Source organism: Halovivax limisalsi, assembly GCF_023093535.1.
Lineage (GTDB): Archaea > Halobacteriota > Halobacteria > Halobacteriales > Natrialbaceae > Halovivax > Halovivax limisalsi.
This window is the reverse complement of sequence record NZ_CP095757.1, coordinates 1016735-1040657: the sequence shown is the minus strand read 5'-3', so window position 1 is coordinate 1040657 and position 23923 is coordinate 1016735. Positions and strand designations below refer to the sequence as shown.

Here is a 23923-nt window from a genome sequence, read left to right as displayed (position 1 = left end):
GACGGGCGACGGTCCTCGAGGCGGGTCGGGCGCGCGGTCCGGCGGCACCGACGGCCGTTTGCGCTCAAGAGCCGACCGTCACGCGATCGCTGTCGGATCGACCCCGATCGTCGGCGTACGTCACCGTCTCGCTCCCGGAATCGAGCACGTTCAGGTTCGAGAGCCGGATCTCGACGGTCCCGCTCCCGCCGCCCTGCTGGACGTACGTCAGTTCGCCCGTCGACGGGTCGAACCCGACGTCGCGTGCGCTTCCCCGGACCACGGTTACGTCCGCATCGGTGACGTTGCCGTAGTCGACCAGCCCGGCGTCCTGGAGCGCGGAGACGTCGATCGTCACCGCGTCCTTGTTCTTGAGCGCGCTCCCGTCGAACGTGAACGTCTGGGCCGTATCGCTCGTCGCGAGGTCGCTCGCGTCGAAGGCGACGGGACCCGTTCCACCACCGCCGGTGCAGGCGTAGTCGAAGGTACGCGAGTACGAGACGCCGGTGATCGAAAGGCCGGGACCGGTCGCGTTCGCCGTCACCGAGACGGTCGCCGTTCCTTTGCCCCCGCCGGCACACGTCATCTCGAGGCCAGTCGACTCGCCCGGGGCGAGCGTCGCGGCGAAGCCGTTCTGAGTGAACGCGAGCGCGCCGTTCGGATCGTCGACGATCGTCGCCTCGGTATCGAGCGTCTCGAAGGTCACGCCCGCGTTGTTCGCGATCTCGATGACGTCGGCGTCGGCGTGCTGATCGGGCGTTTCGCCGGTCGAGTAGATCGAAAGCATCGCCGTTTCGGTATCGGCGGTGGTGACGCCTACGCCGCGATCCGCACCGAGCGAGGCGAAGCCGAACGCGGGGCCGGACAGCGCCAGGGCTCCGACCACCACCAGCACCAGCCCCAGTCTCGAGAGCGTCGCCCCGGACATGATTCGTGTTCAAGCCCCCGTTACGGCGGCCGGTCGATCTCCCCCAGTCGGTAGCGCCGACTCGACAGCACGTGTGCGAGCGCAGAGATTCCGACGGCAGCCAGGACGATCATCGCCCAGCCGAGCGTCGGGACCGTGCTCGTCGGCACCAGCCCGATCCAGACGCCGGCCAGGACGGCGGAGCCGAGCGCGCTGAGTCCGAGGTAGTAGACGCCCCAGGGGATCGAGTTCCCGGGGACGATGTCGAGGTAGACCTCGAGCTCGGCCGCCTCCTCGGTCAGTTCGACGGAGTGGTCCTCGAACTCGATCACGTTCGCGCGTTCGAGCGTGGGCAGGTGCGTCTGCTGTAACGCGGTGTACACGCGCTTTCGCTCGGCCGAGGTGAGCGCCGCGATCTCCTTCTCGAGCTCCCAGGCGGCGACCTGCTCGGCCAGCTCGCCAAGCGTCACCGGGCCGTCCGCCTGCTTGCAGTAGTGGATCGCGTAGCGCCGACGGCGATTGCTCAACAGGTCGAAAACGTCGCCGCGTCGTGACGATTCCGTTCGTGTCAGTCCTCTCACCCTCACACCCCCGTGTGCGGATCGAAGTGTATGCCCGTCCGCTACAAATATATTAGGGCCAATGGCCGTTATTTGTTTGGAAATATGGCCTCAAGTAGGCCTTGAACTTGGTTCTACGAGAGCTATCCGTTTTCCGGTTGCGCAATACAAAGGGAGTGGGACCCATCGGATCGATCAACGCCACCGGGGGGTGGTGGATGTACCATGAACATGAATCGACGCAACGTGTTAGCGGGATTGGGTGGAATCGTGGCGGGCGGCGGCGCACTGCTCGGAACGGGCGCGTTCAGTACCGTCAGCGCGGATCGAACGGTCACGGTCAGTACCGCGGACGACGACTCGGGGTCGGCACTCGTCGGGTTCAGCCCGACGAGCAGTTACGCGAGCGTCTCCAGCGGGACGCTGCAACTCGACCTGAGTAACGTCAACCTCGACGCGACGGTCACGCTGACGGGTGTATTCGACATCGTCAACAATCACAGCGCACAGATCGCGCTCAACTCGCCGTGGACCGTGAGCGCGAACGGGATCTCCGTGACGCTCACACCGGGCAGTTCGACCGTCGCATCCGGTTCGAGCACCGCGGTCGACGTCGAGATCGTCACCGACGGCGCGGCTTCGGGGGCCTCGCTGAACCAAACCGTCACGATCGACGTGACCGCGTAACCGACAGCACCGAAGCGCGTCGCGCTGGGGGGCGCGAACGCTCGTCACGAGCGGGCGTCCGGGGAACGGACGGAATCGTAGAACCGCGTTTCGACAGTACCGATGGGAGCACTCTCTGGGGGATGGGTCCGTGCGCTGGTCCTGCTGCTCGGTTTCGCCGTCGTCGCGTCGGTCGCGACCGTTCCGGCGGTGGCCGTCGAGCGCGACGATACCGACGACGAGAGCGGCGTGTCGCTGTCGCCGGCGAGCGAGTACGCGACGATCGAAGACGGCGAGCTCACGCTTCGGTTCGACGACCTCGCCGACCGGGCGACCACGACCGCCCACGAAGTCTTCACCGTGCGCGCTAACGCGCGACGCGATCTCTGGATCGATCACGACCGTCCGGGGATCACGTTTTACGTCGACGAAACGCCGGGGAGGCCCCTCGACGAGACGAATGCGCTCCGGCTCGAACCCGGCGAGGTGCGCGCCGTCGGCGTCGAGATCGACACCCGGACCGCGGCCTCGGGTCCGCAGACGTTCACGATCGTCACCCGAGCGCCCGGGGCGTCGCCCGGGCTACCTCCCGGCGGACCCGAGATTCCGCCGGAACCGCCGGGCGACGGCGACGGACCCGAAAAACCGGTCGAACCGGTGCCGAGTCGGCTGACGGTCACGGCCGTCTCGGTCGAGCGGACCGACGTCTCGGTCGGCGAGACCGTCTCGGCCACCGCGACCGTGTCCAATCCCGGGAGCGAGCGAATCGAGGAGGTCCTCGGGATGGCCGTCAACGGCGTTCTCCTGGACGATCGGCTCGTGTCCGTGGCGCCGGGCGAGCGACGGACGGTGACGTTCACCTGGCAGGTCGAGCGCGACGGCACCTACGTCGCCTCGATCGGCGGCGTCGCCGCGGCGACCGTCACCGCCACCGAGCCCGCAGCCCCGGCGTTCGGCGCGTCCGAACTCGCCTCGCCGCTCGCCGTGACGATAACGCCGCCGGCGGCGCTCGCCCTCCTCGTCCTCCGCTCGCTTATTCGTCGTCGAAAGTTCTACGATTAACGACGGATAGGGTTTTAGAATGTAAACGAGTTGTGTTCAAGGGAGTGTTGAAATGAGATAGAGAGGGTTGCTCGCCATAGAAGCTAAATCCTAGTGGACCGTCGCAACGCACGTTCCAGACCGTTCGGTGGGGGCCGAACGGGGGTGGAAGACGGAGATGACGGATGAGGATTGGGGATAATGGACGGATGGGGATACATCGACCGGACGATCGGGATCGGGATCGCCGTCGTCGTGGCGGCGCTACTGCTGGGTCACGTGCTGGGCCAGCCGATCCTGCTCGGGTACGTCGCGTCGGGGAGCATGGCGCCCGAACTCGCGGCCGGCGACGGCTTCGTCGCCGTGCCGGACGGCGTCTCGGGGGAGATCTCCGAAGGCGACGTCGTCGTCTTCGAAGCGCGCGAGGTCAACGAGGGGGAGCTGACGACCCACCGCGTCGTCGACGTGACCGACGAGGGCTACGTTACCAGGGGCGACGCGAACCCGTTCACCGACCAGGACGCGGGCGAGCCGCCGGTGACCGACGGGCAGGTCGTCGCCACGGCGCTCCGCCTCGGCGGGGGCGTCGTGACGATCCCGCATCTCGGAACGATCGCGATGGAGATCGGCGCGGCCGCCGACGCGCTCGCGGGAACCGTCTCGGGCGTCACCGGCGGCCCCTCGGACGGTGGCGGAGCGGGCGCGCTGCTCGTCGGGATCGGGATCGTCCTCGCCGGCTTCGGGTTCGTCCTCGATCGGGCGGGGCCGGCTCGCCGGGACGCCGAGCGGTCCTACGCGCGCGAGAACGTCCTCAGCGTCTGGACGGCGATCGGGCTCGTCCTGCTCGTGCTCGTGACGCTCGCGACGGCCGCGATGGTGATCCCGTCGGGGACCACCGCTTACGACGTCGTGAGCACGGACCGGCCGACCGACGATCCGCAGGTGCTCGCGCCCGGCGAGACGGGCGAGCTGACCCGCGTCGTCGACAACGCCGGCTGGCTGCCGGTCGTCGTCCGGACGGAGGCCGCCAGTCCCGGCGTCACCGTCGAGCCCGCGACCCGGACCGTCGGCCCGAGCGCGCAGGCCGAAACGACCGTCCAGCTCGCGGCGCCGACCGCGGAGGGACGCTATCTCCGGACGGTCAGCGAGTATCGCTACCTGCTGGTCGCGCCGCCGGGCGTGCTCGTCGCCGCCCACGACGTCCATCCGTACCTCGCCGTCGCGGTGGTCGACGCGGTCGTCGTGGGGGCGACGGTCGCGCTCGTGCTGGTCGTCTTCGGATCGGGCGACCTCAGACTGCGGCGGCCGGGAGACCACGTCCCGGCCGCCAGGCGACTCCACAGGCGGGTGCGACGATGGATCGGCTGATCGAACGACCGGGAGAGACACGCATGACAGGACACACGAATCGAGTTCGCGAACGAACGGCGGTCGACGGGGGAATCGAGGCCCGACCGGGGGCGGACGGGCACCGGGGGGACGCGACATGATCGGCGACGCGCGCATCGACCTGCTGGTCGCCAGGTACGGCTCGCGACTCGTCCTGGCGCTGGCGATCGTCGGCGTGCTGGCGCTGCTGATCAGCGGGTGGGCCGTGGCGACGCCGCACGAGCGGACGACGACGCAGGAGATCGATCGCGGTACGGTCGAGACGACGGTCGGAACGAGCGCCGTCGTCGAGTCCGACGGACTCTGGAGCGAGGGCACGGTACTCTCCGACGAGCCGGTCTACCTGCGAAACGCGACGTCGACGCTGACGCTCGAACCGGAAACGAGCGTCCCGTCCGAGGCGAGTGCGGTCGTCCACGACGTGGGTCTCCGTCACGAAGCGGTCCGCGACGAGTCGGTCTTCTGGGAGCGAGAGGAACGGATCGCGCGGACGCAACCGACCGTCGAGGACGGCGTGGCGACGAGCGAGGCGACGATCGACCTCGAAGCCGTCCTGGCCGACCGGCGAGCCGTCGAGCGCCAGGTCGGCGGCGTCGGCAGCGTCCGGACGATCGTCGTGGTCGAAACCCGATACGAGCTGGGCGCGAGCGCGGAGTCGGTCGACGTCGAGACGGAACTGGTCGTCACCGACTCCGCCGCCTGGCTGGTCGAGCCGACGCCGTCGGCCGCCCAGCCCCACACGGAGAGCCGGACGGTAACAGAAACGGAACCGCGAAGCCCGGCGTTCGTGGGCCTGTTCGCGCTGGTGGGGACACTCGGTCTCGGCGCCGCCTGGACGCTCGACCGGCGCCGGCCCGTCGACGAGCAGGCGGCGCTCCGGGCGCTGCACGAACGGCGGTACGCGGAGTGGATCTCCCGCGGGTCGATCCCGATGTGGATCGGCGACCACCACATCTCCCTCGAGACGCTCGAGGACGTCGTCGACGTCGCCGTCGACACGAACAACCGCGTCGTCCACGACCGCCAGCGGGGCCTCTACGCGACGGTGACCGACGGCGTCGTCTACTACTACACCGACCGCGGCCTCTGGGAGGAGACCGCCTGGCCGGATATCGATCTCGACGAGGAGGGCGACGACGAGTTCACTCCGCCGCCCGCCGGGCGCGGACCGGGGGCCGGCGGGCCGGGCCAGTCGACGTCCGAAACCGACCGATCCCGGATCGAGCGGGAGGCAGGCGGCGCCACCCTCGAACCGCCGGCGGACCTCGACCCCTCGGACGAGGACGCCTGGCACAGAATCTAGGCACCGATCCAGCCAGACCGCCGCGTCTCTCCGCGGTCGGGGTCCGTTCTGCGATCCGGGCGCGTCCCACGACTCTGCCTCGTCCGGCCACCCGAATCCGATCACGACGAAGCCGAGCAGCGACGGAGCCGTTCCGCAACTCGGTTCCGATCGGCGAAACCGATTCGATCGCTGATCGTCACCCCAGCTGCGTCGCCGGCCGATCCCGGCTTGCTGGAATCGGTGCCGTTCCGCCACCTGTCTCGATTTGAGAATCCGACGGTACCGGCCGCCTTCGGCCCAGATCTTCCACCAGCGGAAGTGAGTCAACTTTATGCATCTGGAGAGTTTCGAATCGTAACGATGGACGGAATCGACGCGGACGACCTCTCGGATTGCCCTCCGAGCGCCAAGCTGGTGTACAAGGTGCTCGAGTACGACGGCCCCCTCACGCAGAAGCAGATCGTCGAGGAGTCGATGCTCTCGGCCCGGACGGTCCGCTACGCGCTCGAACGCCTCGAGGAACTCGACATCGTCGACGAGGGGATCTACTTCGCCGACGCGCGACAGAGCCTCTACCGGCTCGAAGAGCCGGTCGCCGCCGACGGCGGTCTCGACGACTCGCCCCCGGCGGAAGACGCCTGCTGCGCCGAGTGAGCTGCCGGTCGGTCATCGGCACGAACCCGACGGGGGCGTCGGTCGAATCGAGTCGCCAGGATTATTGCGCCGCTGTCCCCGCTATGGTCCATGCTCGATAAAGAGCGACTGCCGCGCTGGGGGTGGCTCACCGTCGGACTCGTCGCCGCCGCGTTCGCCTCGAACGTGCTCAACGTCGCGCTGGTCACCCTCGGGGTCCTCTCCCCGGAGTACGGCGCCGTCACCGTCATCGCGTCGATGGCTCCGGTGATGATCTACGTCGGCGTCTGGTACGACGAGGAGCGCCAGCACTACTGGCACCACGACCGCCTCCGGGTGGTCGCCGACGTCGCGTTCGTCGTCCTCGGCGCGGTCGCCGGCTCGACCGCCGCGCTGCTCGCCATCGGCGGGAGCGTGGGCGGGTTCCTGGCCGAACTGCTCGCGATGGCCGCCGGCTTCGTCGCCGCCTGGGTGCTCTTCTACGTCCGCAATCCGGATCTGTACGAACTCGATACCGACGCGAACGGCGGATGAGGCGGCCGGGTGCGCGAGTCGGCCTGGCCGCCGACGGGACATCCGCTACGTCGAGACGACCGTGATCGGCTCCGTGTGATCGATCGCGTCCTCTAACTCGTCCGCGATCGCACTCCCGCGCGACACCTGGATCTCACGCGCGCACCTTTTTCCGTTCGGGTTCGCTCGCTGGCTCACGGGTCGCACGGCTCCCCGTCCGCTACGACGCGGTTCTCGGCCTTTCGGCCTCGAAACCGCGCCCTCGCTCACCACTCACGCAAAAATCTGCACCAAAAATCCGCTCGCGTCTGCGACGCTCGCGGTGAGACTCACGAAGCACTCGCTACGTCGAGACGACCGTGATCGGCTCCGTGTGATCGATCGCGTCCTCTAACTCGTCCGCGATCGCACTCCCGCGCGACACCTGGATCTCGCCGCCGCGGCTCACCGTCGCCGTGAAGAGGTACTCGCCGTTCGCCTGAACCTCGACGGTCTCGCCGTCGTGGCCCTCGACCGGGATGACGACGTGGCGGGAGGTGATCTCCGGCTGGACGAGCTGGCCGTCGGGCTGGCCACCCCCGCCGGCGCCACCTGCGGAGCCGCCTCCGCTCCCGGCGTGCCCGCCGGCGCCGCTCGCGCTCCCGCCGCCGGACCCGTAGTGGGGGTTCTCCTCGTGCGTGCGGACGTCGATGTCGATGCCGAGGCGGTCCTCGACGTCCGAGATGCGGCCGCCGCCCTTGCCGATCACCGAAGAGATGTCGTCGTCATCGACGTAGACGACGGCTCGATCCTGGCTCTTCAGGGCGACGTCGACGTACCCCCTGGCGATCGAGCGGATCTCGCGTTCGATCTCCTGCTTGGCGATGCGGTCGACGCCCGACTCGCGGGCGCCGGGGCCGCCCTCGTCGTCGTCCAGCGGGACGGTGACGACCTGGCGGTTGAACGTGTATATCTCGTACTCGGGGACGCCGGTCTCGAAGTTCGTCACCTGGATGACCGGGCGCGCGAGGTCCTCCTCGGTCAGGCCGGCGGGGACCTTCACCTCCGTGCGGACGTCGTAGACGGTGTCGATGGCGCCCGCCTCGACGTAGACGACCGTGTCGACGATCTGGGGGATCATGCCGAGTTCGACCCGGCCGATGAGCCGTTGGAGGGCGTCGATCGGCCGCGTCGCGTGGACGACGCCGATCATCCCGACGCCGGCCAGGCGCATGTCCGCGAAGACCTCGAAGTCGTCGGTCTTGCGGACCTCGTCGTAGATCGTGTAGTCCGGGCGGACCATCAGGAGTGCGTCGGCCGTCTTCGTCATCTGCCCGCCCAGCTCCGTGTACTGGGTGATCTCCGGGCCCACCTGGAGGTCCCGGGGCTTCTCCATCGTCTTGACCGCGTAGTCGTGCGCTTCGAGGTAGCGCGCGACCGCCTGGGCGAGCGTCGACTTCCCGGCGCCCGGCGAGCCGGAGATGAGGACGCCCCGCTGGCGTTCGAGCAGGCGCTCTTTCAGCTCGTCGGCGTGGTCGTAGTCCTCGATGTCGGTCTGGGCGATCGGCCGCACGGCCGTGATCTCGATGCCGTCCGCGAACGGCGGGCGCGCGACCGCGATGCGGTAGTCGCGAAACTGGACGATCTTCATCCCCGGCTCGGAGAGCTCGATGAAGCCGTCGGGCGACTCCTTGGCGGCGTCGACCACCTCGCGGGCCCACTCGTCCATCGTGGCCTCGTCGGTCGGCTCCTCGGCGATCTCCTCGTACCGCATCTCGCCGAGCTGGCCCCGTTTGCCCTTCGGGATCGTCCCCGTCTTGAGGTGGACGCTCATCGTCTCGTCGTCGAAGAAGTCCTCGATCGAGAGCCGACCCACGTCGCGGGCCTTCGGCGAGATGTACTCGACGGTCAGCCCCTTCGCCTTCGCGACCTCGGCCTGGACGACGTCGCTCGTGACGAACGTCGCGTCGCGCTCCTCGGCCAGGTCGCGGATGAGCGCGTCGATCTCGCCCTCGGAGGCGCGGCCGCGCTCGCCGGCGGTCGGGCGCTCGCCGACGTACTCGAGCTCGATTCGCCCGTCTTCGGCCAGCGTGGCGAGCCGGTCGAGCTCCGAGAGGCCCTCCCAGCCGCTGTCGAGGCCGTCGTTCGCCTGCGCCTCCAGTTCGGCCACGACGGCCTCGGGAACAGACACCGTCGCCGCCGCGAAGGTTCCGTCCTCGACCGACGCGGAGACGCGGCCGTCGATGACCACGCTGGTGTCCGGGACGACGTGCATATACCCGGCAGTTCGCCTCGGACGGGTAAAAGCGTGCGGAAGGGCGTCGCTTACGTAGCGGGGTCCCCCCTCGTCGGGGTCAAGCGCTTACGCGGAATGGTCCTGCGCCTACACGAAGGGCTCCGCGCCGCCGTCGCCATCGTCGGCCCGGTTCCCCTCGACCTCGCCGAGCAGCTCGTCGAAGTGCGGGAGGTACACGCGGAGGCCGGCCTCCGCGGCGATCCGCCGACCCTCCGTCAGGCGGTCGCGCGCGGCCGTCGCATCGCCTTCCAGCGCCTCGAGCCGGCCGAGTTCGCGCAGCGAGACGACGAGCGCGTCGTTCGAGAGGTCCCGAGCGCGTTCGACCGTCGATTCGAGCGTCTCGCGGGCCGCCTCCCGGTTTCCTGCGGCCAGTTGCGCCGCCCCGTATGTCGCGGCGATCTTCACCTCGACCAGGGGATTTCCGTCCGGCAGTCCGTCGCGGGCCGTCCGGGCCGCGGTCAGCGCCTCCGCGGAGTCCCCGGCGCGGATCAGCGTTCGCGCGAGTCGGTTCATCCGGGCGTAGCGGACGATGTCGTCGAGGTCCGAGACCAGCTCCAGCGCCTCGCGCTGTACCTCGAGCGCCCGTTCGATCTCGCCCCGCTCCCGCGCGATGGCGCCGCGAATCGACCTGGCCGCGGCGATAATCTGGGTGTAGTCGCGTTCGGTCGCGATCTCGAGGGCGTTCTCGAGGTGGGCTTCGGCCCGATCGAACGCCGACGCGAGAACGTACGCGGCGCCGAGGCCCCGCTCGTAGTACGCGATTCGCCAGGCCGCTTCGGTTTCGCGCGCGAGTTCGAGCGCCGTCCGGAATCCGTCGATCGCGTCGTCAACGCGCCCGATCTCGAGTTCGGTTACGCTCTCGTTCCAGCGTGCGAGCGCTTGCGAATCCCGATCGTCGATTCGCTCGGCCAGTTCGTAGATCTCCTCGAAGAGGTCCTGCGATCGATCCCAGTCGCCGCGCTGTTTCGCGAAGACGGCGAGATTCATCTTGGCCAACCTGAGCGCCGTTGTATTGCCGGTTCGTTCGGCCAGGTCCACGCAGCGTTCGGCGGTCCGAGTCGCCTCGTCGTAGTCGCCGGCTCTGTTATAGGCGACGGCGAGGTCGTTGAGCGCGCTCGCTCGCTCTCGGTCGTCACCCGCCGCTTCGAACAGTTCCACGCCCCGTTCGGTGTGTTCGACCGCCCGCTCCATCTCGCCGAGTTGCCCGTAACAGGTGCCCAGATTCTGGTGGGCCCGCCCGAGCGAGATGGTGTAGTCGATCGCGACGGCATGATCTCTCAATCGCTCGTGGTGTTCGATCGCCGCCTCGTACTCGCCCCGGCCGAAGTGGGCACTCCCGAGGTAATCCGTGAGCCAGCAGACTTCTTCGGTTATCTCGTCGCCGCCGACCGCCAGGCCGTCGCGCGCGTAGGTTTCGGCCTCGTCGTATCGGCCGCTCTCGAAGGCCATCCTGGCCTGGTAGCGGTAACTGCGCCGAATTCGCTCGGGCTCGTCCGCTCGCTCGCGGACGTAGCGAAACTGCCTGTCGGCCTCGTCGTACTGGCCGCGGGTGGCGTGGATATCGCCGAGTTCCTCGAGGAGGTCGAGGACGGTTTCCTCGCGATCCAGGTCGCGGGCGAGCGAGAGCGCCGTCTCGTAGTGCTCGACCGCGACGTCGTGGGCGTAGACCGCCGTCGCGTCGGCCGCCGCGTCCCGGTACCACTCGAGGGCGGTTTCGCGCTCGCCCGCCCGCTCGTAGTGCGAGGCGACGGTCGCCGGCGGGCTCGATTCGCCATCGGCCAGGTGCTCGGCGGCGCGCCCGTGGAGCGATCGCCGTCGCTCGTCTGCAATCGCCGACAGCGCCGTCGACCGGAGGACGTCGCTCCGAAAGCGCAGCCGGTCCTCGCCGTCGCGAACCCAGATCCCACCGTCCACGAGCAGGTCGCACCGCTCGCGAACCGCCGGTTCGGGCGGCGTCGAAACCGCGAGGAGCGCGTCGACGGGGATCGGATCACCGAGTACCGCCCCGGCGTCCAGAACCAGCCGCGTTTCGCCGTCGAGTGCGGCGAAGCGTCGCTCGATTATGTCCTCGACGACGTCCGGAATCTCGATCTCCGCGACCGCGTCCGGGTACCGATCGACCCGCGGATCGAGCGCCCCCGATTCGAGCAGCCCCGCGACCGTCTCGACGACGAACACGGGGTTCCCGCCCGTCCCCTCGTAGACCGCGTCGACGAACGAATCGGGGACGCCGCGGCGTTCGACTTCGGCCTCGATCAGTTCGGCCGTCCGCTCCCGATCGAACGGATCGAGCGCGAGTTCGACGATCCGGTCCGTCGCGGCGCCGTCGGCGTGGCTCGCCAATCTCGATCCCAGGGGCGCGTCGTCCGCGAGGCCGGACGAACGGTACGTGGCGACGAGCAGCAACGGCGCGTCGGAGACCTCGGCAGCGACGTGCGCGAGGAGGTCGACCGTCGCGGCGTCGGCCCACTGCAGGTCCTCGATCACGAGCACCGTCGGCGTCTCGCTGGCGGAATCGGCGAGTACGGCCGTCACCTTCGAGTAGAGGGCGGCCAGTTGCGCCCGGTACATCTCGGCGTCCTCGGCCTCGGCCCACCCGTCGGCGAACGGCATCGCCTCCGGCTGGTCGATCGCACCGCCGAGCGCCTCGCGGAGCGGGCCGTAGGCCGCACCCCCGCTCGGGCTGGCCCGGCCGACGAGAACGTCGGCTCCCGCATCGCGGACCCGATCGGTAAACGCCTCCACCAGCGCCGTCTTGCCGACGCCCGCGTCGCCGGCAACGATCGCCGTTCGCGGATCGCCCTCGAGCGTCGCCTCGAAGGCCGCATCGAGGCGGGCACGTTCGGCGTCGCGATCGACGATCCCGTCGCCGAAGTCCGCCGGCAGCGACAGGTCGCCGGACGGAGCGCGCCTGACGAGCGCTTCGGTGACGGAGAGACCGAACCGCTCGGGAACGTCGCCGAGCCGGCACTCGGTCGTCTCGTCGCAGTCGTGAACCGTCACCGGTAACTTGCTCACCGCGTCCCGGCGTTCGAGCGCTCGCCGACGGCCCGCCTCCGTCAGCTGGTACAGGCTCCGTTGGCCGCCCAGGTCCGCGCCACGTTCGGTCCGCTCGTCGACCAGCCCACGCTCCGTCACCGTCGACATCGCCGAGAGGAGCGCGAGCCGATCGGCGACCGACCCGGAACGGACGATCGCGTCGCCGAGTTCGGAGACGGTCGCCCCCGCCGACGCGCCGTCGACCGCGGTCCGCTCGCAGAGCGCGAGGAGGAGCAAGTCCTCGACACCGTACTCGTCCATCGGAGACCTGTTTGCGGCGTATCACATAAGCCGTGTGGCCGGCGAGGTGTTCCCACAATGGATCATCCGAGCGGGCCGGTAGCGGGTTCCGATCCGACGGTCGACGGCCGTACCCGCTTCGTCCTCGACGGTGCGAGGGTGGTCGAACACCGGTGGCACGTCCGGTCAGGCGTCCCGGGCCGGAACCGACGCGTCGAGAACCGAGACGACGCTGCGATCGGTTGACTCCACACTACCCCTCAGCTGGGACGGTTCGGGACGGGCGGTCGCGTCGCGGCTACGCGGTACGCCCCTCGCCCTCGACAGCCGCCTCGCCGTCGAGCTCGGCGAGCAGTTCGTCGAAGTGTGGGAGGTACACGCGGAGACCAGCGTCCGCGGCGATCCGACGGCCCTCCGCCAGGCGCTCGCGCGCCGCAGTCTCGTCGCCCTCGATCGTTTCGAGCCGTCCGAGTTCGCGCAGCGCGACGACGAGCGCCTCGTTCGAGAGATCGCGGGCGCGTTCGACCGTCGATTCGAGCGTCTCGCGGGCCGCCTCCCGGTTGCCTGCGGCCAGCTGTGCGCCGCCGAGGGTCGCATCGATCGACGCAGCGACGACCGGAGTTCCGTCCGGCATCGCCTCGCAGGCCCTCCCGGCACGGTCCAGCGCTTCCTCGATCTCACCCGCGTGGAGCAACGTCCGGGCGAGCCGGTTGGTGCGAATCGACAGGATGACCTCGCTGTCAGTGTCCGAGACGAGATCCAGCGCCTCGCGCTGCAATTCGACGGCACGCTCCGTCGCGCCTCGCTCCCGTTCGATGGCCCCGCGGACCGACTTGCAGGCCCCGATCAGGCGCTCGTAGCCGTGGTCGGTCGCGAGGTCGAGCGCCCGGTCGAGGTGTTCCTCGGCGCTGTCGAAGTCGGCGGCGAAGAAGTGCGCCTCGCCGAGCCCCCACTCGAAGAACGTTCGACGGTTGGTGGCTTCCGTCTCGTTGACGATCTCGAGGGCCCGTTCGAACCCGTCGATCGCATCCTCCAGCCGGCCGATATCGCGATCGATCGTGTGCTCGTTCCAGACCGCGAGCGCCCGCGCTTCGCGATCGTCGATGCGATCGGCGATCTCGCGGACCTCGGCGTTGAGGTCCCGGGACGTCTCCCACTCGCCGCGTCGCTGGGCGAACAGCGCCAGGTTCGTCTTGGCGAGGATGGTGGCCGTGACGTCGCCGGTTCGGCCGGCCAGCTCGTCGCAACGTTCCAGCACCTCGACGGCCGACTCGTAGTCGCCGACCCCGTCGTACGCCAGGGCGAGGTCGTTGAGCGCGCTCGCAAGCGCGTGATCGTCGTCCGTCCGTTCGAGCAGTTCCACGCCTCGCTCGTTGAACTCGACCGCGCGGTCTAACTCGCCGAGGTTCATGTAACAGGTGCCCAGGTTCTGGTTCGCTCGGCCGAGCGAACGGGTGCAGTCGATCTCGGCGGCGCGATCCCGCAACCGCTCGTGGGTCTCGACCGCCGCCTCGTACTCGCCGCGCCCGAAGTACGCGCTGCCGAGATAGTCCGTGAGCCGGCAGACTTCTTCGGTGATCTCGTCGCCGTCGACCGCCAGGCCGTCGCGGGCGTAGGCCTCGGCTTCGTCGTACTTGCTGCTCTCGAACGCCATCCTGGCCTGGTAGCGGTAACTGCGCCGGATGCGCTCGGGATCGTCGGTCCGCTCGCGGACGTAGCGAAACTGCCTGTCGGCTTCCTCGTACTGGCCGCGGGTGGCGTGGATATCGCCGAGTTCCTCGAGCAGGTCGCGGACGGTCTCCTCGCGACCCAGGTCGCGGGCGATCGAGAGCGCCGTCTCGTAGTGCTCGACCGCCACGTCGTGGGCGTAGACCGCCGTCGCGTCGGCGGCCGCGCGTCGGTGCCACTCGAGGGCGGCTTCACGCTCCCTCGCCCGCTCGTAGTGGGAGGCGACGGTCGCCGGCGGGTTGTCCCCCTCACCCGCCAGGTGCTCGGCGACCGTTCCGTGGAGCGACCGCCGCCGATCGTCACCGATCGACGACAGCGCCGTCGACCGCAGGACTTCGCTCCGAAAGCGCAGCCTGTCGTCGCCGTCGCGCGCCCAGATCCCGCCGTCGATCAGCAGGTCGATCCGCTCGCGAACGTCCGGTTCGGGACGCGGCGAGATTGCCAGGAGTACGTCGACGGGGATCGGATCGCCGAGCACCGCGCCGACGGCTACCACCCGGCGCGTCTCGTCGTCGAGCCTGCCGAAGCGCCGCTCGATCGTCTCCTCGACCACGTCGGGGAGCTCGCTGTCGTCGATCGCCGCCGGGTAGCGATCGACGCGCGGATCGAGCGCGCCCGACTCGAGCAGCCCCGCGACCGTCTCGACGACGAAGAGCGGGTTGCCGCCCGACCCCTCGTAGACGGCGTCGACGAACGATTCGGGGACGCCGCGTCGTTCGACCTCGGCTTCGATCAGGTCGGCCGTCCGCTCCCGGTCGAACGGCTCGAGCGCGAGTTCGACGGTCCGGTCGGTCGCGGTGCCGTCGGCGCCCTCGTCCAGTCTCGGTCGGAGAGGGTTCTCGTCCGCGACGCCGGATGGGCGGTACGTGGCGACGAGAAGCAATCCCACCTCGGAGAGTTCGCCGGCGGCGTGCGCGAGGAGGTCGACCGTCGCCTCGTCGGCCCACTGCAAGTCCTCGATCACGAGCACCGTCGGCGTCTCGCGGGCGTGGGCGGCGAGTTCCGTCGTCACCTTCGAGTAGAGGGCCGCGAGTTGCGTCCGGTACATCTCGGCGTCCTCGGCCTCGGCCCAGCCGTCGGCGAACGGTAACGCCTCCGGCCGGTCGATCGTACCCTCGAGCGCGTCGCGGAGCGGGCCGTAGGCAGCACCGCCGCTCGGGCTGGCCCGGCCGACGAGAACCGCGGCCCCCGCGGCGCGGGCCCGGTCGGCGAAGGCCTCCACCAGCGTCGTCTTCCCGACGCCCGCGTCGCCGGAGACGATCGCCGTTCGCGGATCGCCCTCGAGCGTCGCCTCGAAGGCGTCCTCGAGCCGGGCGAGTTCGGCCTCGCGGTCCACGATCCCGCCGTCGAACTCCGCCGGCAGCGACAGATCGCCCGACGGAGCGCGCCTGACCAGCGCCTCGGCGAGAGAGAGGTCGAACTGGTCGGGAACGTCGCCGAGTCGGCACTCGGTCGTCCCGTCGCAGTCGTGAACCGTCACGGGCAGCTCACACGCCGCGTCCCAGCGTTCGATCGCCCGCCGACGTCCCGCCTCCGTCAGCCGGTAGAGACTCCGCTCGCCGCCTCGATCCGCGACGCGTTCGGTCCGCTCGTCGACCAGCTCCCGCTCCGTCAACGTCGACATCGCCGAGAGGAGCGTGAGCCGATCGGCGACGGACTCGGAGCGAACGATCGCGTCGCCGAGTTCGGAGACGGTCGCCCCCGCCGACGCGTCGTCGGCCTCGGCCCGCTCGCAGAGCGCGAGCAGGAGCAAGTCCTCGACACCGTACTCGTCCATCGGCTTCGTGTTGTTCCCGTTTCATATAAAACTATGTGGCCAGCCGGGCGATGGTCGCCCTCGCACCGCCGGAGCGTCGGTAGGCGGTCGGCGGACGAACACCATCCGTCGCCGTCTGTCTCCGGCACCCGTTCGGGCCGGATAGCGGGGCGTCGCCGGTCGAAGTGAGCGGTTCACTCTCCGGGCGAAACCGTCTCGCCGTCCAGGTCGGCCAGCGCCGCCTCGAACCGACCGCGGTGGAGTTCGTGACCCGTGTCCGCGGCCACGCGTCGTCCCGTCCCGAACCGAGCGGCCGCCCGCTGGTGGTTCCCCGCGACCCACTCCAGCCGGCCGAGACCGCACAGGGCGACGAGGCGGGCCTCGTTCGACAGCCCGCGAGCGCGTTCGAGCGCCGCCGTCAGCGTCTCTCGCGCGCCGTCCCGGTCGCCCGACGCCAGGCGTGCCCGGCCGTAGGTCGCGTCGATCTTGACCGCGTGGCGGGCCTGACCGGACGGGATCGACCGGCGAGCCATCCGGGACAGGTCCAACGCCTCGTCGACCTCGCCGCGCCGGAGCAACGTCCGGGCGAGTTGCTCGGCCCGGCGGTGGCGGATGGACGCGTCGTGGGTATCTTCGGCGCGGTCGAGTGCCTGGCGTCCGAGCGCCGCCGCGCGCTCGAGGGAGCCGAATTCCCGTTCGACGGCACCGAGGCTGGCCTCGCAGTTCCCGCGAAGTGTGGGGAAGTCGTGTTCGATCGCCCCCTCCAGGGCGCGTTCGAGGAGCCGCCGGGCCCGCTCTTCGTCGCCGAGGAGCACGGCCACGCCCCCCAGCCGCCACCGCGTCTGGACGATGCGGCGGTTCGAACCGGTAGTCTCGAGCCGTTCGAGCGCCGCCTCCAGCTCCTCGGCCGCGACGGAAACGTCGCCGATCTCGCACTCGATGAGACTCCGATGGACGGTCGTCACGGCGCTGGTCGTGCAGTCGTCGATTCGCTCGGCGAACTGTCGGCAGCGATCGTTGTACTCGAGTGCCGACTCGTAGGCGCCGCGATCGATCATGAAGTACCCGAGGTTCATGGTTGCGAGCGCCTTCGTCGGGACGTCGCCGGTTCGCTCGGCCAGCCTGGCACAGCGCTCGAGGGCGTCGACGGCGTCGGCGGTGGCGCCGATGCGTTTGTACGTGACACCCAGGTCGTTCAGGCAGATCGCCAGTTCCCGCTCGTCGTCGGCGTCTTCGAGGAGGTCGACCGCGCGTCCGAGCAGGTCGATCGCGCGATCCATCTCGCCGAGTCTCGCGTAGCAATCGCCGAGGTTCTGGTAGGCCCGTCCGAGTTCGCGCGTGTAGTCGATCGCCCGCGCCCGATCGCGCAGCCGTTCGTGGTGCTCGATGGCCGCCTCGTACTCGCCCCGACCGAAGTACGCGCTGCCGAGGTAGTCGGTGAGCAGACAGACCGCCTCGGTGATCTCCTCGCCCCCGACGGCGAGGCCGCGCCTGGCGAGGGACTCCGCCGCGTCGTACTCGCCGCGAACGAAGCGCGAGCGCGACTGGTAGTAGTAGCTCCGGCGGATGCGCTCGGGATCGTCCGTTCGGTCCCTGACGTATCGGACGTAGCGGTCGGCGTCCTCGTAATCGCCGCGAGTGTAGTAGATCCGGGCGATCGCCTCGAGGACGTCGAGGACGACCGACCCGCGGTCGAGATCGCGCGCCAGCCCCAGCGCCCGCTCGTAGTGGTCGATCGCCACCTCGTGCGCGTAGACCTCGGTCGCCTCGTCGGCCGCCCGACGATAGTAGGCGAGGGCCCGGTCGAGATCGCCGGCGCGCTCGGCGTGGGCGGCGATCGTCGCCGGGCGCGCGTCGCCGCGGTCGGCGCGAACCGTCGCCGCCGTTCGGTGGAGGGCGCGCCGTCGGTCGCGATCGATCGTCGCGAGCGCCGTCGAACGCACCACCTCGCTGCGAAAGCGGAGTCGTCCGTCGTCGCCGCGCTGTAAGAACCCGGCGTCGACCAGCAGGTCGATCCGCTCGCGCACCCGCGGTTCCGGCGCCGGGACGAGATCGACCAGCAGGTCGATCGGGATCGGATCGCCGAGGACGGCGCCGACCGAGCACACGCGCGCCGTCGTCTCGTCGAGGCCGTCGAACCGGCGTTCGACGGCCGTCTCGACGACCGACGGGATCTCGAGGTCCGCGACGGCGTCCGGGTAGCGATCGATCCGCGGATCGAGCGACCCCGTCTCTCGCAGGTGGGCGATCGTCTCGACGACGAAGCGGGGATTGCCGCCGGTCGCCTCGTAGATCGCGTCGACGAACGGGTCGGGGACGCCGCGTCGCCCGACCTCGCTCTCGACCAGTCGCGCGGTTTCGCGCCGGTCGAACGGTTCGAGTTCCAGGGGGGCGAGCCCCTCGGCGTCGCCGACGCGCTCCAGGAGCGGGTGTTCGTCGTCGACGCCGTCGGGTCGGTACGTCGCGACGAGGAGGAGCGACGCGTCCGTCGCCGCCGTCACGACGTGGGCCAGCAGGTCGATCGTCGCGGCGTCGGCCCAGTGCAGGTCCTCGATGACGAGGACCGTCGGCGTCGCGTCGGCGTGGGCCCGGAGGCGATCGGTCACGTCGTTGTAGAGCGCGGTCCGGCGCTGCGCGAAGCGAGCGCCCGGGTGGTCGAGCGCGTCGAACGGCGCCGCGAGCGACTCGAAGGGCGCTCGGAGCGCCTCGCGAATCGGGCCGTAGGCCCGGCCGCCGTCGCGCCGACTCCAGCCGACCAGCACGTCGACGCCGGCCGCCCGCGCCCGTTCGACGAAGGCCTCGACGAGCGCCGTCTTGCCGACACCGTCGTCGCCGGAGACGGCCACCGTTCGCGCCGGGCCGTCTCGAACCCGATCCAGGGCGGTATCGAGTCGGTCGAGTTCGGCGTCGCGGCCGACGAGAGCGTCGTCCGCCGGTTCGTCGAGCGAGAGCACGCCGCCCGGCGACCGACGAACGAGCGCCTCGGGGACGGAGAGTCCGAATCGCTCCGGAACGGCGCCGAGCGAACACTCGATCTCGGCGCCGCCGGCGACGACGGTCACGGGCGCGTCGTCGACGGCGGCCCGCAGCGTCCGCGCCCGCTCGCGCCCGGCCGGGGTCAATCGGTAGACGCTCCGTTCGCCCTCCCGCTCGTCGATCCGGCGGGTCTCCTCGGCGACGAGCCCGTCCCCGATCAACGACGAAACCGTCGAGAGCAGCGAGAGGCGGTCCGCCAGCGACGCCGCGTAGCCGAGCGCGTCCGCGAGGGCCGAGGCGGTCGCACCGCCGGAGCCGGCTTCCGTCGGCTCGAACTCGCTCGCCAGCGCGAGCAGCACGAGTTCGTCGACGCCGTACTCGTTCATTGTACCCCATTACCGGACGGTTAAATAAAATCGTATGGGACGGAGACGATCGATCGAAGCGACGAGCCAGCGCGGGTACAGTCGGGCGGTCTGTTCGATATCGGCCGCCCCAGTCGCACGCTCTCACTCCCGGGTGACCGTGGAATTCATTATGTGGCGGACCAATTGTCGGTCGAATGGACGACGCCGGTATCGAGCGCGACGAGGAGTTGACGATCCTCTCGAGGGAGGAGCTCGCCGAGCGGGTTCGCAAGCGCACGGCCGACCTCGAGAACCTGATGGACACGATGGTCGACGTGCTCGTCAAGCTCGGTCCCGACGGGCGGATCCGCCTCGCGAACGAGGCCGTCCGGGACATGCTCGGCTACGACCCCGACGACCTCGTCGGCAAGCCGATCGACTACGTCCTCGCCGATCCGGACCGTAACGCCGAGCTCTCCTCGATGCTTCACTCCGGCGAACTCATCGAACACCTCCTGCGAGAGGGCAGCGTCACCGACCTCGAGAGCTACTTCGAGACCGCCGACGGCGAGGCCATCCCGACCAGCCTCTCCGCATCGGTCATGACGGACGACTCGGGGAGCGTCGAGGGGATCGTCTGCGTCGCGACGGACACCACCGAGCGAACCGAGGCCCAGGAGCGCGCCGAGTTCCTCCACTCCGTGCTCAGACACGACCTCGGCAACAAGCTCACCGTCATCGACGGCTACCTCGACCTGCTCGCCGAGGGCGACCTCACCGAGAATCAGCGCGAGTACCACGGCTACGCCAAGAACGGCGTCACCGAGGCGATCGACCTCATCGAGAACGTCCGCACGCTCCACCAGCTCGAGGCCGACGAGGAACTCTCTCCCGTCGAGCTCCCGCGCGTGATCCGCGAGACCGTCGACCGACACGCCGACCTCGCGAGCCAGCACGACTTCGACGTCGAGACCGACGTGGACGACCTGCGCGTCGAGGGTGGGACGCTGCTCAAGGAGCTCTTCGCGAACTTGCTCGAGAACGCGCTCGTCCACTCCGGCGGCTCGCAGATCCGGATTCACACGAGCGCGACCGACGAGTCGGTGACCGTCTACGTCGACGACGACGGTACCGGCATCGACCGCGAGGATCGCGAACGCATCTTCGACCGCGGCGTCTCGATCGGCGACTCCGGCGGGACGGGCCTGGGCACCCACCTGGCCGCCGAGATCGCGAACACCTACTGCGGCGATCTCACTGTCGGCGACTCGCCGCTGGGCGGCGCTCGGTTCGAAGTGACGCTGGCCCGCGCCTGATCCGCGGGGCCGCACGCGCTCTTTTCCCCTGGTTTCACCCGGCGTCGAACGGGCCGGAGACGGGCTGCAACGCGTCGGCTTCGATCCCGTCGTCCCGAACCGCCTCGAGGACGGCCGCGAACCACGCCTCCTGGAGCCGGGTGCTGGTCTCGACGGCCAGCGCGAGGCCGCGATCGAGGTGCTCGATGGCGTCCGATCGGTCGCCCGAATCGAGGGCGAGCCACGCCAGGTCGCGGCAGACTTGCAGTTCGACCTGCGCGAGATCGATCTCTATGGCCTCTTCGAGGACCGATCGCAGGGTCTCGGGTCCCTCGGCGTCGCCGGCCGCCGTCAGCGCGCGACCGCGGGTCGCCTCGATGGCGAGCTGGTCGATCCGAAAGCCCTCCGGGGCGGTCTCGCGGGCCTCCTCGGCGCGTTCGAGGGCGTCCTCGATCTCCTCGACGGCGATCAGCGAGTCGGCGAGATCGCGCGCCACCTTCGAAATTTCGATCTCGTTGCCGCTCTCTCGGGCGCGGTCGAGGGCCTCGCGGTGGCGCTCGACCGCCGCCTCGAAATCGCCGCGTTCGCGCATGATGAGCCCCTGCAGGCGCATCGCGTTGGCCTCGGCCCTGACGTACTCGTCTTCGCGCGCCCGGTCCAGGGCCTCGCTCGCGTGGCGGGCGGCGCGGTCGAACTCGCCCGACAGCATCTCGACGGTGGCCAGGTTCAGCGTGCCGAACGTCGCCTGGTGGTCGTGGCCGATCGACCGCGAGAGTTCGAGGGCGGTCTCGAACGTCTCCCGAGCCCGCTCTATATCCGTACTCTGCAGGTCGATCACCCCCTCGTTGGCCATTCCGTGGGCGGCCATCCGGTCGTTGCCGACGCGCGCCGCGAGGTCCTGCAGGCGGTCGTAGCGCTCGCGAGCCTCGGCCCAGTCGCCCTGGCCGATCGCGTGAATACCGAGGTTGTTGAGCGCGTGGATCGCCGTCCCGACGTCGCCGGTCTCCTCGGCGAGTTCTTCACAGCGTTCCATCGCTTCGACGCCCTCCTCGTAGCGCCCGGTCGTGATGTAGGAAATGCCCAGGTCGTTCAGACAGCCCGACAGGCCGATCGGATCGTCGCTCGATTCGTACAGCTCGCGGGCTTCCTCGAGAAACTCGATCGCCCGATCGGGTCGGCCGAGCGAGCGGTTATTTCGCCCCATGTTGAAACAGGCCTGGCCCTTCGCGAGGTCGTCGTCGGTGGCATCGGCGAGGTCGTACTGAAAGCGGGCGGTGGCGATCGACTTGCGGAACTCCCCCGCGTGAAAGTACGCGGAGGCGAGGACGTCGAGCGACTGGAAGTAGGCCTCGGAACGCGGCCCGTCGAGTTCGAGCCCGCGTTCGACCAGGTCGATCGCAACCTCGAACTCGCCCACCTCGTTGTGCATCACCGCCTGCATGGAGTAGGTGGCCCTGATCCGATAGACGTCGTCGGCGTGGCTCCGGACGTACCGCAGATGCGTGTGCGCGGCGTCGTACTCACCGCGGAGTCGGTAGACGTTCGCGAGCGAGTCGAGCGCCTCGATCACCTCGTCATCCCGGTCGAGGTCGCGAGCCAGCCCCAGCGCGTGCTGGAAGGCGTCGACGGCGTCCTCGTGGGCGAAGACGTCCAGCGCCGTCTCGCCCGCGGCCATCGCGTGTTCGAGGGCGGCCTCGGCGTCGCCGGCCCGATCGTAGCGCCGTGCGATCTCGGCGTGGGGCGGGTCCGCCCGTTCCGCAAGGTGATCGGCCACCCGCCGTTCGAGCGACGCGCGCCGGTCGGCCTCGAGCGTCTCCAGCACCGTCGAGCGGAGGACGTGGCTCGCGAATCGGAACCGCTCGTCGTCGAGGCGCTCCCAGACTCGCCCGTCGACCAGGAGTTGGGCCTGATCGTGCAATCGCGAGGAATCGGCTGCAACCGCCCGGAGCGTCGACAGCGAGACGCTCGTCCCGGCGACCGCCGCTACCTCGAGCACGCGTCGCGTCGCCTCGTCGAGGCGATCGAGGCGATCCGCAATCGTCGATTCGACGACGCTCGGCAATGGAACGTCCGTCAACGACTCGGGATACGTCCCGCGCTGGGGGTCGATCACGCCCCGATCGAGCAGGTCGTCGACCGTCTCCTCGACGAAGAGCCCGACTCCGCCGGTGTGCTCGTAGATCGCGTCGAGACAGGCCTCCGGGACGCCACGTCGCCCGACGCGCCGTTCGATCAGTTCCCGAACGTCCGCGCGGTCGAACGGCTCGAGCTCACAGACCGTCGTCTCGCAGGAAGCCGCATCCGTCAGGTCGGAAAGCCGGGGATCGTCGGCGGACTCGCCGCTTCGCACCGTGAGGACGATCGCAATCGGCGCCGACTCGAGTCCCTCCAGCAGCGACGCCAGCAGCGAAATCGAGGCGGCGTCGGCCCACTGCATGTCCTCGATCCCCAGCATGATCGGCGTCTCGCTCGCGCGATCGCGCAGTTCGTCTGCGATCGCGCCGTAGCGCAGCGCGACGGTCTCGTCGAGTGACTGGTTCGTCGTCGCCGACTCCGCGGTCGGAACGGGCGCCTCCTCGAGGTGCTCGATCGCCCACGGAACGGCGTCGGTCAGCGCGTGGTAGGGATCCGAGCGGTCTGGGTCGGCCTGGCCGACCAGCGTCTCGAAGCCGCGCTCGGCCGCCATCGAGCGACACTCGCGAAAGAGCATCGTCTTGCCGACCCCCGCCTCGCCCTCGATGACGAACAGCGTCGTCTCCCCGGTCGCGGCCGCCTCGAACAGCCCGTCGGCCGTGTCGCGTTCGTCCTTCCGGTCGAAGAAGCCGGTGTCGAGCGTCGCTTCGATCGTCACTTCCCCGCTCGACGAGAGTCGCGCCATCGCCGTCACCAGGTCGAGATCGAACCGATCGGCGATCCCGGCGAGTGTAGCCTCGACATGCTCGCCGTCCGCGCGGGCGGTGACCGTCGCCGACTCGTACCGGTCGAGTACCGTTCGCGCCCGACTACGCCCCTGGGCCGTGAGGGTGTAGGCGTTCGCGTCCGCGTCCTCGTCGTCGATCGACACGGCCTCGACCAGTCCGTCCGACGCCATCTCCGAGAGCGTCGAGAGCAGCGAGACCCGAGCCGCCATCGTCTCCGGCAGATCGATCCTGTCCGCGATCGCCGTGGCCGTCAGCGCGGCCGTTGACTCGTCCGCGTCGGCCCGGGCAAGTGCCACGAGAACGAGAGCGTCCACGCCGGGAACGTCCATCTAGGAGGGGATTAGCTGGACTACCATAATAGCTGTCGGCCGAC

Annotated in this window: 14 protein-coding genes; 7 read left to right on the top strand and 7 right to left on the bottom strand. The window is 69.7% G+C overall.

Annotation, left to right across the window (positions count from 1 at the left end):
• Positions 1-64: 64 nt before the first annotated feature.
• Both MXA07_RS04525 and MXA07_RS04520 read right to left on the bottom strand, forming a co-directional pair.
• Positions 65-907 (bottom strand): hypothetical protein, encoded by an 843-nt coding sequence (locus MXA07_RS04525; RefSeq protein ID WP_247730861.1) that lies wholly within the window; start codon positions 905-907, stop codon positions 65-67.
• 20 nt (positions 908-927) lie between these two features.
• A complete protein-coding gene (locus tag MXA07_RS04520; protein ID WP_425492195.1) occupies positions 928-1473 on the bottom strand; it encodes a DUF7344 domain-containing protein in 546 nt (181 codons plus the stop codon).
• Between the two features lie 204 nt (positions 1474-1677).
• Here MXA07_RS04520 and MXA07_RS04515 point away from each other — a divergent pair, with 204 nt between their 5' ends.
• From MXA07_RS04515 to MXA07_RS04490, 6 genes are all read left to right on the top strand, one after another.
• Positions 1678-2133: a hypothetical protein gene (locus MXA07_RS04515; protein ID WP_247730859.1), complete on the top strand. Its 456-nt coding sequence runs from the start codon at positions 1678-1680 to the stop codon at positions 2131-2133.
• A 102-nt stretch (positions 2134-2235) separates the two neighbouring features.
• Positions 2236-3174 carry a CARDB domain-containing protein gene (locus tag MXA07_RS04510; protein ID WP_247730858.1) on the top strand — a complete coding sequence of 313 codons (939 nt, stop codon included), beginning with the start codon at positions 2236-2238 and terminating at the stop codon, positions 3172-3174.
• Positions 3175-3354: 180 nt separating this feature from the next.
• Complete coding sequence (locus MXA07_RS04505) at positions 3355-4521, top strand: signal peptidase I (protein ID WP_247730857.1); 1167 nt, start codon at positions 3355-3357, stop codon at positions 4519-4521.
• A gap of 118 nt (positions 4522-4639) precedes the next feature.
• On the top strand, positions 4640-5845 hold the full coding sequence (locus MXA07_RS04500) for a DUF5305 domain-containing protein (RefSeq protein WP_247730856.1): 1206 nt from the start codon (positions 4640-4642) through the stop codon (positions 5843-5845).
• A gap of 342 nt (positions 5846-6187) precedes the next feature.
• A complete protein-coding gene (locus MXA07_RS04495) occupies positions 6188-6481 on the top strand; it encodes a winged helix-turn-helix domain-containing protein (RefSeq protein WP_247730855.1) in 294 nt (97 codons plus the stop codon).
• Positions 6482-6571: 90 nt separating this feature from the next.
• Complete coding sequence (locus tag MXA07_RS04490) at positions 6572-6994, top strand: hypothetical protein (RefSeq protein ID WP_247730854.1); 423 nt, start codon at positions 6572-6574, stop codon at positions 6992-6994.
• Positions 6995-7316: 322 nt separating this feature from the next.
• Here the strand turns inward: MXA07_RS04490 and MXA07_RS04485 are convergent, their stop codons facing one another.
• The 4 genes from MXA07_RS04485 to MXA07_RS04470 all read right to left on the bottom strand — a co-directional run bounded on the left by MXA07_RS04485 (position 7317) and on the right by MXA07_RS04470 (position 19373).
• Complete coding sequence (locus MXA07_RS04485) at positions 7317-9227, bottom strand: PINc/VapC family ATPase (RefSeq protein WP_247730853.1); 1911 nt, start codon at positions 9225-9227, stop codon at positions 7317-7319.
• Positions 9228-9335: 108 nt separating this feature from the next.
• Complete coding sequence (locus MXA07_RS04480; RefSeq protein WP_247730852.1) at positions 9336-12548, bottom strand: ATP-binding protein; 3213 nt, start codon at positions 12546-12548, stop codon at positions 9336-9338.
• A 277-nt stretch (positions 12549-12825) separates the two neighbouring features.
• Positions 12826-16032, bottom strand: a complete 3207-nt coding sequence (locus MXA07_RS04475) for an ATP-binding protein (protein ID WP_247730851.1) — start codon at positions 16030-16032, stop codon at positions 12826-12828.
• Between the two features lie 173 nt (positions 16033-16205).
• Complete coding sequence (locus MXA07_RS04470; RefSeq protein WP_247730850.1) at positions 16206-19373, bottom strand: ATP-binding protein; 3168 nt, start codon at positions 19371-19373, stop codon at positions 16206-16208.
• Positions 19374-19549: 176 nt separating this feature from the next.
• Here MXA07_RS04470 and MXA07_RS04465 point away from each other — a divergent pair, with 176 nt between their 5' ends.
• Positions 19550-20650 carry a PAS domain-containing sensor histidine kinase gene (locus tag MXA07_RS04465; RefSeq protein ID WP_247730849.1) on the top strand — a complete coding sequence of 367 codons (1101 nt, stop codon included), beginning with the start codon at positions 19550-19552 and terminating at the stop codon, positions 20648-20650.
• Between the two features lie 34 nt (positions 20651-20684).
• On the opposite strand, the gene MXA07_RS04460 is transcribed toward MXA07_RS04465, so the two are convergent.
• Positions 20685-23879 (bottom strand): ATP-binding protein, encoded by a 3195-nt coding sequence (locus MXA07_RS04460; RefSeq protein WP_247730848.1) that lies wholly within the window; start codon positions 23877-23879, stop codon positions 20685-20687.
• Positions 23880-23923 lie beyond the last annotated feature (44 nt).

What these genes read in the sequence shown, in the direction of transcription:
- MXA07_RS04525 (WP_247730861.1), bottom strand. Translation starts at nt 907, where the DNA reads ATGTCCGGGGCGACGCTCTCGAGACTGGGGCTGGTGCTGGTGGTGGTC.
- MXA07_RS04515 (WP_247730859.1), top strand. Translation starts at nt 1,678, where the DNA reads ATGAATCGACGCAACGTGTTAGCGGGATTGGGTGGAATCGTGGCGGGC.
- MXA07_RS04510 (WP_247730858.1), top strand. Translation starts at nt 2,236, where the DNA reads ATGGGAGCACTCTCTGGGGGATGGGTCCGTGCGCTGGTCCTGCTGCTC.
- MXA07_RS04505 (WP_247730857.1), top strand. Translation starts at nt 3,355, where the DNA reads ATGGACGGATGGGGATACATCGACCGGACGATCGGGATCGGGATCGCC.
- MXA07_RS04500 (WP_247730856.1), top strand. Translation starts at nt 4,640, where the DNA reads ATGATCGGCGACGCGCGCATCGACCTGCTGGTCGCCAGGTACGGCTCG.
- MXA07_RS04495 (WP_247730855.1), top strand. Translation starts at nt 6,188, where the DNA reads ATGGACGGAATCGACGCGGACGACCTCTCGGATTGCCCTCCGAGCGCC.
- MXA07_RS04490 (WP_247730854.1), top strand. Translation starts at nt 6,572, where the DNA reads ATGCTCGATAAAGAGCGACTGCCGCGCTGGGGGTGGCTCACCGTCGGA.
- MXA07_RS04485 (WP_247730853.1), bottom strand. Translation starts at nt 9,227, where the DNA reads ATGCACGTCGTCCCGGACACCAGCGTGGTCATCGACGGCCGCGTCTCC.
- MXA07_RS04480 (WP_247730852.1), bottom strand. Translation starts at nt 12,548, where the DNA reads ATGGACGAGTACGGTGTCGAGGACTTGCTCCTCCTCGCGCTCTGCGAG.
- MXA07_RS04475 (WP_247730851.1), bottom strand. Translation starts at nt 16,032, where the DNA reads ATGGACGAGTACGGTGTCGAGGACTTGCTCCTGCTCGCGCTCTGCGAG.
- MXA07_RS04470 (WP_247730850.1), bottom strand. Translation starts at nt 19,373, where the DNA reads ATGAACGAGTACGGCGTCGACGAACTCGTGCTGCTCGCGCTGGCGAGC.
- MXA07_RS04465 (WP_247730849.1), top strand. Translation starts at nt 19,550, where the DNA reads ATGGACGACGCCGGTATCGAGCGCGACGAGGAGTTGACGATCCTCTCG.
- MXA07_RS04460 (WP_247730848.1), bottom strand. Translation starts at nt 23,879, where the DNA reads ATGGACGTTCCCGGCGTGGACGCTCTCGTTCTCGTGGCACTTGCCCGG.